12 protein-coding genes and 1 pseudogene are annotated in these 13,685 nt (G+C 65.1%); 5 read left to right on the plus strand and 8 right to left on the minus strand.

The features are described from left to right. The 5 genes and pseudogenes from L995_RS26855 to L995_RS26875 form a co-directional block, all read right to left on the minus strand. On the minus strand, positions 1–335 hold a 335-nt coding region (locus tag L995_RS26855; RefSeq protein WP_269431538.1), incomplete at its 3' end, for a tripartite tricarboxylate transporter substrate-binding protein. A 194-nt stretch (positions 336–529) separates the two neighbouring features. Continuing rightward, positions 530–1,411, minus strand: coding sequence for a carboxylating nicotinate-nucleotide diphosphorylase (gene nadC / locus L995_RS26860; protein WP_047474403.1), 882 nt, complete (start codon positions 1,409–1,411; stop codon positions 530–532). Between the two features lie 124 nt (positions 1,412–1,535). Then, positions 1,536–2,486 carry an NUDIX hydrolase gene (locus tag L995_RS26865; protein ID WP_013804059.1) on the minus strand — a complete coding sequence of 317 codons (951 nt, stop codon included), beginning with the start codon at positions 2,484–2,486 and terminating at the stop codon, positions 1,536–1,538. A 198-nt stretch (positions 2,487–2,684) separates the two neighbouring features. Next, positions 2,685–3,832, minus strand: a pseudogene (locus tag L995_RS26870) (PDDEXK nuclease domain-containing protein). A gap of 430 nt (positions 3,833–4,262) precedes the next feature. After that, the gene (locus L995_RS26875) at positions 4,263–5,162 is read right to left on the minus strand and encodes an SMI1/KNR4 family protein (protein WP_047474405.1); all 900 of its coding nucleotides are present in this window, start codon (positions 5,160–5,162) and stop codon (positions 4,263–4,265) included. Between the two features lie 220 nt (positions 5,163–5,382). Between L995_RS26875 and L995_RS33550 the strand changes: the two genes are divergently transcribed. Together L995_RS33550 and L995_RS26880 are read left to right on the plus strand one after the other, a co-directional pair. Then, positions 5,383–6,021, plus strand: coding sequence for a hypothetical protein (locus tag L995_RS33550; protein ID WP_156136145.1), 639 nt, complete (start codon positions 5,383–5,385; stop codon positions 6,019–6,021). Beyond that, a complete protein-coding gene (locus L995_RS26880) occupies positions 5,984–6,526 on the plus strand; it encodes a hypothetical protein (RefSeq protein ID WP_156136146.1) in 543 nt (180 codons plus the stop codon). Before L995_RS33550 ends, L995_RS26880 begins: the two co-directional genes overlap by 38 nt. 131 nt (positions 6,527–6,657) lie before the next feature. On the opposite strand, the gene L995_RS26885 is transcribed toward L995_RS26880, so the two are convergent. The 3 genes from L995_RS26885 to L995_RS26895 all read right to left on the minus strand — a co-directional run bounded on the left by L995_RS26885 (position 6,658) and on the right by L995_RS26895 (position 9,388). Continuing rightward, positions 6,658–7,200, minus strand: a complete 543-nt coding sequence (locus tag L995_RS26885) for a CbrC family protein (RefSeq protein ID WP_047474407.1) — start codon at positions 7,198–7,200, stop codon at positions 6,658–6,660. Between the two features lie 157 nt (positions 7,201–7,357). After that, the gene (gene ychF / locus L995_RS26890) at positions 7,358–8,452 is read right to left on the minus strand and encodes a redox-regulated ATPase YchF (protein WP_016447967.1); all 1,095 of its coding nucleotides are present in this window, start codon (positions 8,450–8,452) and stop codon (positions 7,358–7,360) included. Positions 8,453–8,521: 69 nt separating this feature from the next. Further along, positions 8,522–9,388, minus strand: a complete 867-nt coding sequence (locus L995_RS26895; protein ID WP_047474408.1) for an MOSC domain-containing protein — start codon at positions 9,386–9,388, stop codon at positions 8,522–8,524. A 175-nt stretch (positions 9,389–9,563) separates the two neighbouring features. Between L995_RS26895 and L995_RS26900 the strand changes: the two genes are divergently transcribed. The 3 genes from L995_RS26900 to L995_RS26910 all read left to right on the plus strand — a co-directional run bounded on the left by L995_RS26900 (position 9,564) and on the right by L995_RS26910 (position 13,608). After that, positions 9,564–10,709: an FAD-dependent monooxygenase gene (locus L995_RS26900; RefSeq protein ID WP_026062153.1), complete on the plus strand. Its 1,146-nt coding sequence runs from the start codon at positions 9,564–9,566 to the stop codon at positions 10,707–10,709. Positions 10,710–10,853: 144 nt separating this feature from the next. After that, complete coding sequence (locus tag L995_RS26905) at positions 10,854–11,564, plus strand: DsbC family protein (RefSeq protein WP_034364245.1); 711 nt, start codon at positions 10,854–10,856, stop codon at positions 11,562–11,564. Positions 11,565–11,685: 121 nt separating this feature from the next. After that, entirely contained in the window at positions 11,686–13,608 is a 1,923-nt protein-coding gene (locus tag L995_RS26910) for a M61 family metallopeptidase (protein WP_047474409.1), read from the plus strand. Positions 13,609–13,685: the final 77 nt, after the last annotated feature.

The following is a 13,685-nucleotide window of genomic DNA, read 5'->3' on the forward strand; positions in this document are numbered from 1 at the left end:
TTGATGGCGAACGAGCTGTTGGCCATCAGCAAGGTGCTGCCGTCCGCTGCGGCCTGGGCCACGGCATGGGCGCCGATGTTGCCGCTGGCGCCGGGACGGTTCTCCACCACCACGGTCTGGCCCAGGCGCTGCTGCAGCTGCTCGCCCAGGCGCCGCGCCAGCAGGTCCGTGCCGCCGCCCGGCGGAAACGTCACGACGATGGTGATGGGCCGCTCCAGGCGCGTGCCGGCCTTGCCCGGCGCCGCCAGCCACAGCCCCGATGCGCCCGCCAGCAGCGCGCAGGCCGCCAGCGTCCAGAGTCTTCGTCGCTTCAAGGTACACCCTTCAAAAAACATGGCAACTGCTCCACTGGGCTAGGTGCAAAAAACCGGCGCAGCCCAACTCAGGGACACCGAGCAAGGGCCTGAGCCGGCCGCGCCGCCCCGCAGCCAGGGTGTCGCCGGTTGCCCGGACGCCCCCCTCCCGCGCAGCGAGAGAGGGTGCCGTGCACACGGGGGAAGCCGCGCAGCGGCTCAGGGGGTGCCTCATTTCAGGTGTCAAGGCCGATGTCGAGAACCCGGGCGCTGTGCGTGATCCAGCCCACGGCGATCTGGTCCACGCCGGTCTCGGCCACGGCGCGCGCCGTCTCGGGCGTGATGCGGCCCGAGGCTTCGGTCACCGCGCGCCCGCGCGCCATGGAGACGGCCGTGCGCAGCGTGTCCAGGTCCATGTTGTCCAGCAGCACCACTTCCACGCCCAGGGACAGCGCCACCTCCAGCTGCTCCAGCGTGTCCACCTCCAGCTGGATCTGCACCATGTGGCCCACGCCCGCGCGCGCCCGGGCCAGGGCTTCGGCCACGCCGCCGGCCAGCGCGATGTGGTTGTCCTTGATCAGCACGGCATCGTCCAGGCCGAAGCGGTGATTGCTGCCGCCACCCACGCGCACCGCGTACTTCTGCAGCGCGCGCAGGCCCGGCATGGTCTTGCGCGTGCAGGTCACGCGTGCGCCCGTATCGGCGATGGCCCGCGCGATCGATGCCGTGGCCGTGGCCACACCGCTCAGGTGGCACAGGTAGTTGAGCGCCACGCGCTCGGCGGTGAGGATGGCGCGCGCGCTGCCGTGGATGCGCGCGATCTCCTGGCCGGGCGCCAGTTCGCTGCCATCGCGCAGCACCGGCTCGAAACGCGACTGCGCATCCAGCGCACGGAACGCCAGCCGCGCCATGTCCAGCCCGGCCAGCACGCCCTCCTGGCGCGCCACCAGGCGCAGTTCGGCCTGCGCGTCCGCAGGGACGATGGCATCCGTGGTCAGGTCGCCCGCGCGGCCCAGGTCCTCCAGCAGGGCCGAGCGCACCAGCGGCTCCAGCATCAGGTCGGGCAGCGGCGGCACAGACAGGCGGGCACTGAGGGCATTGGCAGTATTAATGCTCATTTTGAGTATATGTAGGTCAAAAAAATGTGGCGCGCGGCCTTGCGGGCTTGAGCGAGGAACTTATGCTAGATACGAGCATAAGTGCTGTCAAGCCATTGTCACAATCGGGCAAGTACCGTGCAGCTCAGGGGGAACCGTCGATGCCCTTGGCCAGCGGCAGCTTGCTGCCGGAGATGGCCCGCTCCAGCAGCACATCGCTGCGAAAGCGGAACAGCTTGGCCGGCCGGCCCGCCGAGCCCACCGTGAGCTGGCCGGTTTCCTCGACCAGATCCTGCTGCTCGATCAGGCGGCGGAAGTTCTGCTTGTGCAGCCCGCGCCCGGCCAGGGCCTCCACCGTCTGCTGCAGCTGCAGCAGCGTGAACTCGGGCGGCATCAGCTCGAACACCACGGGCCGGTACTTGATCTTGGCGCGCAGCCGCGCCATGCCCGTGGCCAGGATGCGGCGGTGGTCGTGGTGCATGGCCTCGCCAGGCAGCATGGCGGCCGCGCCATGGACGCGGTGGGCCGCCTCCTGCACCAGTCCGGCCTCGTACAGCAGCTCGTAGCGCTGCAGCACCATGTCCTCGTTCCAGGGCCCGCCGTCCAGGCCGAAGGCGATGTCCGCGCGCTGGCGCCGCAGCGCACGCTGGGCGCCGCGCGCCTCGGCCATCCAGGCATGCAGGCGCGGAGCGATGTGGGAGCGCAGCAGGGCCGGCTCGCCGCCGCGCCAGTCTTCCCAGGGAAAGTAGCGGTACCAGTCCTGCCAGACGGCCTGCCCCGCGCTGCGGTCCGCGGATTCGCGCGTCAGCCCCAGGTAGCTGACCGAGATCACGCGCGCCCCGCTGGCATCGGTGCGATCGCCATCGGCAAAGGTGTAGAGCTGCTCCATGTAGCCCAGCGGGTGATGGGTCTGCTCCTCCACCCAGGCGCGCAGGCCGGCCTGCAGCGAACGGTGCCCCACCTCGAACGGCCCCGCCGGCAGCAACTGCCCGTCCGCCGTGGTCAGCACGCGCGGTGTGCCCTGGGTCACCGCCGCCAGCACGGCAACGAGTTCGGCATGGATGGGAGAGGCTGCGGGACTGGTGGGGTGGGGCACGAAGGTGAGGGAGGTCGGTTGGCGGGATGGGTGATTATGGTGGGTTGCAGGGGCGGCTTCGAGCCCGGCACAGCAGACCGCCACGGGCCATCGGACGGTCAAATTCAACCTGTTGAGCGCTGGCGTGTTTTTCTATCGCATGACTACCCGCGGCGTTCGAGCTGTCGCAGGTACTTTTCCAGCAACCCGGCGGTGTGCTCATTCATGCCCGCCTCCCAGCTCGCGCTCGATCTGTTCGATGCTGGGCAGGCTGCTTTGCAGGGTTTTTGGCAAGGCACGGGTGAGCTCGAAACCGGAAACGCCGATGGGCTTGTCCACGCCGCGCAGCGCATACTCGGCCAGCACGTGATTGGGTTTCTGGCACAGGATCAAACCGATGGTGGGTTGGTCGGTTGCGTGTCGCAACCTGTCGTCCACAACGTTGCAGTAGAAGTTCATCTTGCCCGCGTATTCCGGCTTGAAATCGCCCCGCTTGAGGTCGATGACCACGTAGCAACGCAGCTTGAGATGGTAGAACAGCAGGTCTATGTAGAAATCGTCTCCGGCAAGGTCCAGGTGGTATTGGCGCCCCACAAAGGCGAAGCCCTGACCCAGCTCCAGGAGAAATTTTTCCAGATGGGTGATCAGACCGGTTTCCAACTCACGCTCATGGAAACCTGATTCCAGCGTCAGGAAGTCGAACAGGTAAGGGTCCTTGAGCGTTTGCTGTACCAGGTCGGAATCCGGCGGAGGCAGGCGCAAGGCGAAGTTGCTGGCAGCTCTGCCTTGTCGCAGGTGCGCGGCTGTCTCGATCTGCATCAGCAGGACACTGCGGCTCCATCCGTTTTCGATGGCTGCGCACATGTACCAATGGCGTGCGCCCGGCTCCTTGACCTTGGCGATCAGCTCGGCATGGTGGCCCCACGGCAGGGACAGCAGAACATCAGGAGAAAACACCTGTGCGCCATCTGCCGCCACCCCCGGCGCCAGGCGGCTTTGTGCCACAGCCTGTGGCACTTTTTCGCTGGGGGCAAGTTGTGCCACGGCCTGTGGCACTTTCTCTGTGCTCCCGGCTGTGGCAGCCAGAGAGGGATACTCGCGATAAAAAGCCAGCATGCGCTTGATGTTGCGCTCGGAAAAACCTTTTCCTCCGGCAGTTCGTTGTGCAGATCCCTGGCCAGCCGAGGGATGACTGCGGCACCCCAGCCTTCCCGCTTCTGGCGCTGGTCGATCAGTGCCCCGATATCCCAATACAGGCGGATCAATTCGGCATTGACCGCCAGCATGGCCCGCGTCTGGGCATGGCGGACACGCTGCTTGATATCGGCCAGCAGCGCCGGATAGTCGGCGGGCAGGTGGGTGCTCATACTGCGCCCCCGCTGGTGGCCCTGAGTCCGTCCGGAGGGAATTCTTCGCGCACCTCGGTCCGGGCGTCCCATCCAGCCTTTTCCATAGCCTGCGTGATGAACTTGGTACAGATATCGCGTTCGCCAAGCGCCTGCTTATCCATAGGACGTGATTCCTTTCTTGCTGGCGTTACCGTGCTCGGGCCTGTCTTTTCACCCTGTCGGGTGACGACGGGTCATCTTACGGCGCTCGCTCCGAAACAGCCTGGGCCTCTGCAGAGCGATCCGGCACGATCGGAAGTTCAATGTCCAGGCCCCCACGGAGCATCTGCCTTGCATTCCCGAAGAAGAGTTCGGCACGGATGGGAGGGACTGCGGAACTGGAGGGTGAAGGCGGTCGGTTGGCGGGATGGATGGCTATGGTGGGTTGAAGGCGCCGGCGTGCCCCCGGTCAGGCGTGCGCGTTCACACGGCCGCCGAGGTGCTGGTCCACCATGGCCTTGGCCTGTCCCAGGCTGCAGCCATGCTCGCTCTGGCAGGCCCTGATGGCCGCCATCTTCTGCAGGGGATCGGCGGCAAGGGTACGCCAGTCGATCTTTGCGGGCTCTGGCTCTGGCTCTGGCGCAGGGCCGGACCGCGTGCCGCCCTCCTCCACCGAACGCACTTCCCAGCGCGCCACGACGGGAAAGGAAAGGTCCACGGCGGGCAGCCTGTCCAGTTCGGCCGCCAGTTCATCCTGTGAAATCAATGAAGCCACCTGGCGAACACGCGCCCGGGGCCCGTCGCGCCAAGGCCTGATCTCCAAGGGACGCCGGCAGAAATCCTGCAGATAGTCAGCCAACTCCTGCTTCATGAAGCGCGTGGTCTGTGCGACATCGGCCCGCAACAATTGCAAAGCCTCCGGCTCCGAGAATTCATCCAGCTGATCGCTCAGGTCCGCAAAGGCCTGCAGAAATCCCGCGCAGACAAAGACATCGAAGCAGGCGTGCGAAAGACTGCTGGCCTCGTCATCGTGCAACACCAGCGCCACACCCACGCCATGCGCGTCCAGCGGTGTCAGGCACCAGGCATCGCCGGCGCCCGACTGGGCGAATGGCAAAAAGCTCCGGCCGTTCTGTGCGCCAGGATGAAGCCAGCCCTCGATGATTTCCCGGCTGCCTTCGGCGTCTATCCATTCGAAGTCCTGCCAACTCATGAACAAGGGCGGGTCCTGCAGGCAGCGCTGGCGCCAGGTGGCTGCCCAATCCGGGCCGTAGACGGTCTTTCCCGATGCCAGGAGGTCGCTCAACAGTGGCGGCAGCGCAATGCCGGTCTGGTTGGAGAGATTGGCGTAGTCGATGAGGGGATTCATGGTCAATTGACGAGCAATAGAATTTTCTGGAGACTCAAATTCATGTTATTTCAGACATCGCGCTCTTACCATTCAGACGGCTGGAAATCATACAGCTCCAGGTCCAACCCTCGCATCAGCCGACGACCTCTTACCCGGACACATCGAGCATGAACCTCACACCCGATAGGCGATAGCACGACACCGAATTGCAAAAAGTTACCCTTTGTAATTTGAAGAATTGGAAAAATATCGTTTAAAAGAAAAATTAATCCAACTAAAAAAGGAGAGGCTACATATGCCAAAAAAGCGATATGTAACAGGAGGATCTGATGGATGGTTACGCGTCAAACGTGATCCCACGGGGGAGATTATTTCCATCCCTGAGCATTTGCAGATTGACTTGACCACATCAAGTGGCGGGAGAGATTACTTCACAATCACGAAAGGTGTACATAGAAACAAAAAATTCTCCGTAATTTCTGGAAACATCAGCTCTCAACGACCTGAATACAAAAGCTCTGCAAATTTGACATTCAGCCTCAGCAGAAAGACTCTCAACTACCGTTTTGGCTCGGTCAAAGCCTTCACTTGGCCAGAAAATCCGATAGAGATTGGAGTACATCCAATTCAAATCCCGGACCATCCTCATGATGGTGGCATCAGATATTCAAGCATCACACCCTATGCAAAAACATGGTTCTATCTTGGCCGTGGAGAAGCGATCGCGTTCCAGGACGACCGCTATCTGCACCCGGGAAGAGAAAGCGCCGGCTGCATCACAGTGGAGCCAGCTGCCTGGAATCAACTTTATCGCTACCTTATTCTCTGCAGGACCGGTGATGGCAAAACTGTTGGCAATGTTGCTGTTGTGCGTTAGTACAACCCACCTGTCATGGGCTTCTTCCAAAGAAGCCATGGCGCCCATGCTCTCCAAGGAGGAGGAGGGCAATCCACAGGCTGTGGCTGATTGGCTCAGGACGAATGGTTCCAAGGCAGACCAGGTGACTGCAAGAAAATCCTTCGAAGAAGGGCTGAAACGCAAGCAACGCAAGGACTGGGGCGCTGCCATCAAGGCATTTGGCGACAGCGTTGGTTTTTATCCCACTCCGCGTGCATTCAATGAGCTTGCCGAAGCGAGATTGCAACTGCTGCGGGAGATCAGGCAGCGAAAACCCGCACAGAATTCTGATTGGCGCCGGCATATCCAGGAAGCAGAGATTTCTTATCGCAATTCGCTTGCAGCCGATGCAGTCATCAAGCAATTGACCAAGGAAGAACGGCATCAAACCGAGCTGAACGTGGAGTGCTTGAACCGCTATGTGGAATCTGAGGCAAAACCGCACAACTGCCCGCCGTTGACGCTCTATGGACTTGGACCATGAGACCGCTGCTTTGAGCCTTCAACGCGCGCATCCTGTTTCCACGCGACGCTGGCCAGTACCTATCCAAGCCTCCAGCGGCGGCAGCGCAATGCCGGTCTGGGTGGAGAGACTGGCGTAGGTGGTCATTGGATTCATCCCACGTCCATATGCAGCCGATGCCTGTCGCAATGCACGCATTGGAAAAGGCAGCCGGAAATCATGCCGTCCGTGGACATGCGCTCCAGCATCCACTGCGCATTGTTCCTGTAGATGCCTTCAATGTCGGGCAGGACTTCAGCAAGGAAAGGCTCGATGGTCTGCCTGTCGGCGTGACCCAGGAAGACACAGGGTGCATTGCAGTGCGTGAGCCACACAGGCTGCTGCCAGGCCCTGTAGCCAGGCGTGCGCTGCGCTACTTCCAGCAGCAGTTCCCTGGCGATGGTGGGCTCGGGGTCGGCCGGATCAGGCGACACGCCTTCGATATCGGTGTATCCCACAAGTTCGCCGTCGTATGTCTCGCAAGCCTGCCCGCTGGCAATGCACCAGGGACACAGGTAGTCGGGGCTTTGCTGGCTGTAGAACGGGCCCTCGTACTTGAGGCTGCGGTTTTGTCCGCAGCAGGAACACACACCCTCTTCCTGCTCGAAGACGGCTTCGTAGGCGCCGGGATGGAATCTGAAATGCGGGCGGTCCATTTCAAGGTCTCTCTTTCCCCAATGGAAAGGCGCCATTGTCCATGGCGGCTCAGCGCGTGGAAATGAAACGTTCCTGGCAAGAAAAAACCGCGCAAAGCGCGGTTTTTCCGAGAAGCGCGGGAGCTGCTTTAGCAGCCCCGCTGCAGCATGTGCCGCCTCAGACGTTGAACAGGAAGTTCATCACGTCGCCATCCTTGACGACATATTCCTTGCCTTCGGCGCGCATCTTGCCCGCGTCCTTGGCGCCTTGCTCGCCCTTGAAGGCGATGAAGTCGTCGAAGGCGATGGTCTGGGCGCGGATGAAGCCGCGCTCGAAGTCGCCGTGGATGACGCCTGCGGCCTGGGGGGCGGTGTCGCCGACCTTGATGGTCCAGGCGCGCACTTCCTTGACGCCGGCCGTGAAGTAGGTCTGCAGGCCCAGCAGGCCGAAGCCGGCGCGGATCAGGCGGTTCAGGCCGGGCTCTTCCAGGCCCAGTTCCTGCAGGAACATGTCGCGGTCCTCGTCGCTCATCTCGGCCATTTCAGCCTCGATCTTGGCGCAGATGGCCACGACGGGAGCGCCCTGCGCCTCGGCATAGGCCTTGAGGCTGTCGAGCAGCGGGTTGTTCTCGAAGCCGTCTTCGCTGACGTTGCCCACGAACATGGCGGGCTTGGCGGTGATCAGGCAGAACTGCTTGAGCAGGGGCGCGTCTTCCTTGGAGACGGGAACCGTGCGTGCGGGCTTGCCCTGGTCCAGCGCAGCCTGGATGGGGGTCAGCAGCGCCACCAGCTTGGCCGCTTCCTTGTCGTTGCCCGACTTGGCGGCCTTGCTGTAGCGGTTCAGCGCCTTCTCGACGGTGGCCAGGTCGGCCAGGCACAGCTCGGTCTGGATGACCTCGATGTCGGCGATGGGGTCCACCTTGTTGGCCACGTGGATGACGTTCGGGTCTTCGAAGCAGCGCACCACGTTGACGATGGCGTCGGTTTCGCGGATGTGGGCCAGGAACTGGTTGCCCAGGCCTTCACCCTTGGAGGCGCCGGCCACCAGGCCGGCGATGTCCACGAATTCGACGATGGCCGGGACGATGCGCTCGGGCGTGATGATGTCGGCCAGCTTCTGCAGGCGCGGATCGGGCACTTCCACCACGCCGGTGTTCGGCTCGATGGTGCAGAAGGGATAGTTCTCGGCGGCGATGCCGGCCTTCGTCAGCGCGTTGAAGAGAGTGGACTTGCCCACATTGGGCAGGCCCACGATGCCGCATTTGAGGCTCATGGCAGGGCTTTCTACAGGGATTCTGGGGACAAACCCCGTATTTTAGTCAACCGGGCATTTCCTGTCGTTTCAGGCGAACTGCCAGTCGCCGGCCACGGACTGGCCAACAGCCAGTTCAGCCCCGTCGTGCAGGCCTTCCAGCACGGCATTCATGCCGAAGGTGATGGCACCATCGACACGGTCGTCCTGGCGGTAGGCACGGATGGCATCACCCACGGCGGTGCCCTGCACGGCCGTGACGGGGTCGATGTCGGGAATGGGGCAGCGTGTGCAGGGCTTGGCCATGCGCAGCCGCAGGCCCCGGGCATCGAGCACGTCGAACCCGTCGACCCGGTCCTCGTCGTGGGCCTCGAGGCCCTCGATCACGATGTTCGGTCGGAAGCGGCGGGCATCGACGGCGGGCTGGCCGGCGGCCTGTAGGCGCTGGTTGAGCTCATCCACGGCCGCCTGGCTCAGCACCAGCAGCGGGTAGCCGTCCGCAAAGTGCACGGGCGCGGCCTCGCCGCCTGTCCAGCGCTCGCTGGTGCGGCGCGGCGCGGCCGGGTCGAAACGCACCAGGGCGCAATCCGCGCCCAGGGCCTGGGTCAGCCAGCGCGCTGCCTCCGGCCCCATGTCCCAGGTTTGGACCCCATCCGACCAGACGCGCGCCTGGCGCACCGGACCCGTGGCCTGCAGCGGGATGCGCAAGGGCGGGAGCTGGGGGAAATGCAGGACCAGGTGGCCGGCCTCCAGCTCGGGGCGTATCCAGGCCATGCGCGGATGGTCGCGCTGGGTCAGGAATTCGCCGTTGGCATCGACCACCATCCAATGGCGGTCCCAGGCCAGGCCCGTGGCGCCGACGCCGCTGCTTTGCAGCGCGATGCCCGCGCAGGATTTGACGGGATATACCCACAACTGGGCAATGCGGCCCTGCACGTCTCTTTCTTGGTCAAACATCGGATAGCTCTTTTTGGGGAAATCTGGAGTGTGTATGCCATCCATGGCGCGAATGGCGCCATGCGATGGGCGGCAATATGCCAGATGGCGACGCAGGCTGCGGCACATCACGCCAAAGCCGGAGTTTGCGCCAGTTGGAATCCCCGGCATGGCCCGGACTCCTACAATGCCGGCCATGGCGCAAACCTTTGATGTATGTATACGCGGGGCCGGCATCGCAGGCCGGACCCTGGCTCTCCTGCTGGCCCGGGAACGGCTGCGCGTGGCCCTGGTGGTGGCCGCTCCCACCGGCAACGCGCCCGATGTGCGCGCCTACGCGCTCAATGCCAGCGCACGCGGCCTGCTGGACAGCCTGCGCTGCTGGCCGGACGACGAGCACGCCACGCCCGTGACGCAGATGGAAGTCTTTGGCGACCTGGACGGCCATGTGCTGTTCGACGCTGCCCGCCAGGACGTCGACGCCCTGACCTGGATCGTCGATGTGCCCGCGCTGGAGCAGCGCCTGGCCGAGGCCGTGCGCTACCAGCCCATGGTCGAGGTGGTGCACCAGCCCGTGGCCGCGCCGCTGACGGCCATCTGCGAAGGCCGTGCCAGCCGCACGCGCAGCGAGTTCGGCGTGGACTTCGCCGTCACGCCCTATGCACAGCACGCCATCGCCACCCGGCTGCACTGCGAGCTGCCGCACGGCCAGGTGGCGCGCCAGTGGTTCACGCCCGAAGGCATCCTGGCCCTGCTTCCGCTGGAAGGCCCCCAAGGCCACAGCGTGGCCGTGGTCTGGTCCATTGCGCGCGAGCTGGCCGATGGCTGGCTGGCCGCCGACACGCAGGATTTCACGGCGCGGCTGGAAGCCATCAGCCAGGGCGCACTGGGCCGGCTGGAGCTGAGTGCACCGCGCATGGCCTGGCCGCTGCAGCAGGCCGTGGCCGACCACTGGTGCGGCTCCATGCCCGACGGCGATGCACGCTCGGCCCGCAGCTGGGTGCTGGTGGGCGACGCGGCCCACAACGTGCACCCGCTGGCAGGCCAGGGCCTGAACCTGGGCCTGGGCGATGTGCAGGCGCTGGCCCGCGTGCTGCAGGAGCGCGGCTACTGGCGCAGCACGGGCGATCTGCGCCTGTTGCGCCGCTACGAACGCGAGCGCAAGGCCGCGCTGGCGCCCATGGGCCTGGCCATGGACGGGCTGCAGCAGCTGTTCAGCCGACCGGAGGTGCCGGTGCAGATGCTGCGCAACTGGGGCATGAAGGGCTTCGAGCGCTTCGGCCCGCTCAAGGACTGGATGGCGCGCCAGGCCATGGGCCTGGACCCGCGCAGCGGCGCCTGAGCCCGGCATGCAGGAATGCTTGCCGTTGAACCCTTTGCCGATTTGCGACTCGTACCCGTGCTCCGTGGCGCACTGCGCTGCGCACTCCCCCCTCAACCACGGCGCGGCCGGCCTGAACGCGGCCCCGCCCACCTCCGCATTGCCATGAAACTCTTCGCCTGCCTGCTGACGGCTGCCAGCCTGACCTGGAGCCTCGGTGTTCACGCCCAGGACGCCAACCTGCGCAAGACGCTGACCGAGCGCATTCCCCAGCTGGAAAAGATCGACGAAATCCGCCCCACGCCCATGTCCGGCCTGTTCGAGGTGCGCATTGGCACGGATCTGTTCTACACGGACGCCAAGGGCAACTACCTGATCCAGGGCGAGCTGATCGACACCAAGGCACGCCGCAACCTCACCGAAGACCGCATGAACCAGCTGACGGCGGTGGACTTCAAGCAGTTGCCGCTCAAGGACGCCGTGACCATCGTCCACGGCAAGGGCGAACGCAAGATGGCCGTGTTCGAGGACCCCAACTGCGGCTACTGCAAGCGCTTCGAACGCGACCTGCAGAACGTGGACAACGTCACCATCTACCTGTTCCTGTACCCCATCCTGAGCCCCGATTCGGCCGAGAAATCGCGCAACATCTGGTGCGCCAAGGACCAGGCCGGTGCATGGGCCGACCACATGCTGCGCGACAAGGTACCGGCCGCTGCCCAATGCGACACCTCGGCCGTGCAGCGCAACCTGGCCTTCGGCCGCAAGTACAAGATCACGGGAACGCCCACCGTCATCTTCACCAACAACACCCGAGTGCCTGGCGCCATCAGCGCCCAGGAAGTCGAGAAGAACCTGGCCGCAGCCGCGCGCTGATCGCCACCTCGCGGGCCTGATGCCGGGCCCGCCCCTCTGATTCCCCTTGGCCGGAGCTTCCCGGCTCCAGCCCGCCGCAGCGGGCCCGGGCAGCCTCCAGGCCACACCTGCAGGAGCCCGAATGACCTCTCCCCTCGCCGCCACCGCCGCTGCCACTGCCGCAGCGGACATCCACTACCGCGTGCAGGCCCTTGATGTGGACGCGCACCTGTTCAGCGTGCAGCTGCACATCGCCCGCCCGGCCGCCGGCCAGACCCTGTCGCTGCCAGTCTGGATTCCCGGCAGCTATCTGGTGCGGGAGTTCTCCAAGAACCTCCAGGACCTGTCTGCCGAGCAGGACGGCCGTCCCGTCGCGCTGGCCCAGCAGGGCAAGAACCTCTGGCAGGTCGACTGCGCAGCCGGCGTGCCGCTGGTGCTCAGCTACCAGTTCTGCGCCTACGACAGCTCGGTGCGCACGGCCTGGCTGGACCGCCGCCGCGGCTTCTTCAACGGCACCAGCCTGTGCCTGCGCGTGCACGGCCAGGAAGACACGCCGCATACGCTGCAGCTGCTTGCATCGGACGCCACGGCATCGTGGCAGGTGGCCACCGGCCTGGACGCCGTGGACGCCGATGCGCGCGGCTGGGGCCTGTACCGCGCTGCCCACTACGACGAACTGGTGGACTGCCCCGTGGAGATGGGCAGCTTCTGGCGTGGCGACTTCGTGGCCGCGGGCGTGCCCCACAGCTTCGTCGTTGCGGGCGCCGCGCCCAGCTTCGACGGCGCGCGCCTGGTTGCCGATGCACGCAGGATCTGCGAGACCGTGCTGGCCTTCTGGCACGGTACGGGCGAGCAGGCCACGCCCGCGCCCATGCAGCGCTATGTGTTCATGCTCAACGTGGTCGATGACGGCTATGGGGGCCTGGAGCACCGCAACTCCACGGCCCTGATCTGCGGCCGGCGCGACCTGCCGCGCGTGGGCGAGCGCAAGGCCGCCGAGGGCTACACCACCTTGCTGGGCCTGATCAGCCACGAGTACTTCCACACCTGGAACGTCAAGCGCCTGCGCCCCGCAGAATTCGCACGTTACGACTACGGGCAGGAGAACTACACCGAGCTGCTGTGGTTCTTCGAAGGCTTCACCAGCTACTACGACGACCTGCTGCTGCGCCGCGCCGGCCTGATCGACAACGCCCAGTACCTCAAGCTGGTCACGCGCACCATCAACCAGGTGCTGCAGACACCGGGCCGCCGCCTGCAGTCCGTGGCCCAGGCCAGCTATGACGCCTGGGTCAAGTACTACCGCCAGGACGAGAACACGCCCAACCAGACCGTCAGCTACTACACCAAGGGCTGCCTGGTCGCGCTGGCCCTGGACCTGCAACTGCGCCGCGAAGGCCGCAGCACGCTGGACGACGTGATGCGCGCGCTGTGGCAGCGCTGCCAGGGCGGCCCCATGCGCGAGGCCGATGTGCTGGCCGTGCTGCAGGAGCTGGGCGGGCGCAGCTTCGCCCCCGAGATCACGCAATGGGTGCACGGCACCGACGACCTGCCGCTGGCCGAGCTGCTGGCCGCCCAGGGCGTGCAGGCCAAGGCCGAACCGGCGCAGACTGCCCAGCGGCTGGGCCTGCGCGTACAGGAAAGCCAGGGCATCACCGTCAAGACCGTGCTGCGCGGCAGCCTGGCCGAGCGCGCAGGCTTCATGGCCGGCGACGAATGGCTGGCCATCGAGCTGCCCACCGGGGCCGAGGATGCACAGCCCGCACGCTGGCGCATCACCCGCCTGGACGATGTGGCGCTGTACGCAGGCACGGCGCTGGAGATGGTGGCCTGGGTGGCCCGCGACCGCCAGATCCTGGCCTTCACCCTGCCCTGGGGCTCGGCCCTGCTGAGCGAGGCCGCCATGGTCGAGAAAACGGACAACGGCGATGCAAAAGCTGCCATCTCCAGCGCTCCACAGCTCCCGTCTCCCAGCAACCTCGCCCTGGAAATCACCGACGAAGAGGCCGTGGGACGCTGGCTGGGCGGCCGCGCCGACAGCCCGCAGGCTCCCGGCACGCCGTGAAACGCGGTGCAGGCGCGCACATGCACACACGCGCACCCGCGCCCCTGGCCGGTTATTCTTGAGCATCACGACGACAA

Source organism: Delftia sp. ZNC0008, assembly GCF_000799035.1.
Lineage (GTDB): Bacteria > Pseudomonadota > Gammaproteobacteria > Burkholderiales > Burkholderiaceae_C > Comamonas > Comamonas tsuruhatensis.

Bases quoted from the DNA above. Each gene is read 5' to 3' on its own strand.
- nadC (WP_047474403.1), bottom strand. From the start codon at position 1,411: ATGAGCATTAATACTGCCAATGCCCTCAGTGCCCGCCTGTCTGTGCCG.
- L995_RS26875 (WP_047474405.1), bottom strand. From the start codon at position 5,162: ATGAATCCCCTCATCGACTACGCCAATCTCTCCAACCAGACCGGCATT.
- L995_RS26880 (WP_156136146.1), top strand. From the start codon at position 5,984: ATGGCAAAACTGTTGGCAATGTTGCTGTTGTGCGTTAGTACAACCCAC.
- L995_RS26885 (WP_047474407.1), bottom strand. From the start codon at position 7,200: ATGGACCGCCCGCATTTCAGATTCCATCCCGGCGCCTACGAAGCCGTC.
- ychF (WP_016447967.1), bottom strand. From the start codon at position 8,452: ATGAGCCTCAAATGCGGCATCGTGGGCCTGCCCAATGTGGGCAAGTCC.
- L995_RS26895 (WP_047474408.1), bottom strand. From the start codon at position 9,388: ATGTTTGACCAAGAAAGAGACGTGCAGGGCCGCATTGCCCAGTTGTGG.
- L995_RS26900 (WP_026062153.1), top strand. From the start codon at position 9,564: ATGGCGCAAACCTTTGATGTATGTATACGCGGGGCCGGCATCGCAGGC.
- L995_RS26905 (WP_034364245.1), top strand. From the start codon at position 10,854: ATGAAACTCTTCGCCTGCCTGCTGACGGCTGCCAGCCTGACCTGGAGC.
- L995_RS26910 (WP_047474409.1), top strand. From the start codon at position 11,686: ATGACCTCTCCCCTCGCCGCCACCGCCGCTGCCACTGCCGCAGCGGAC.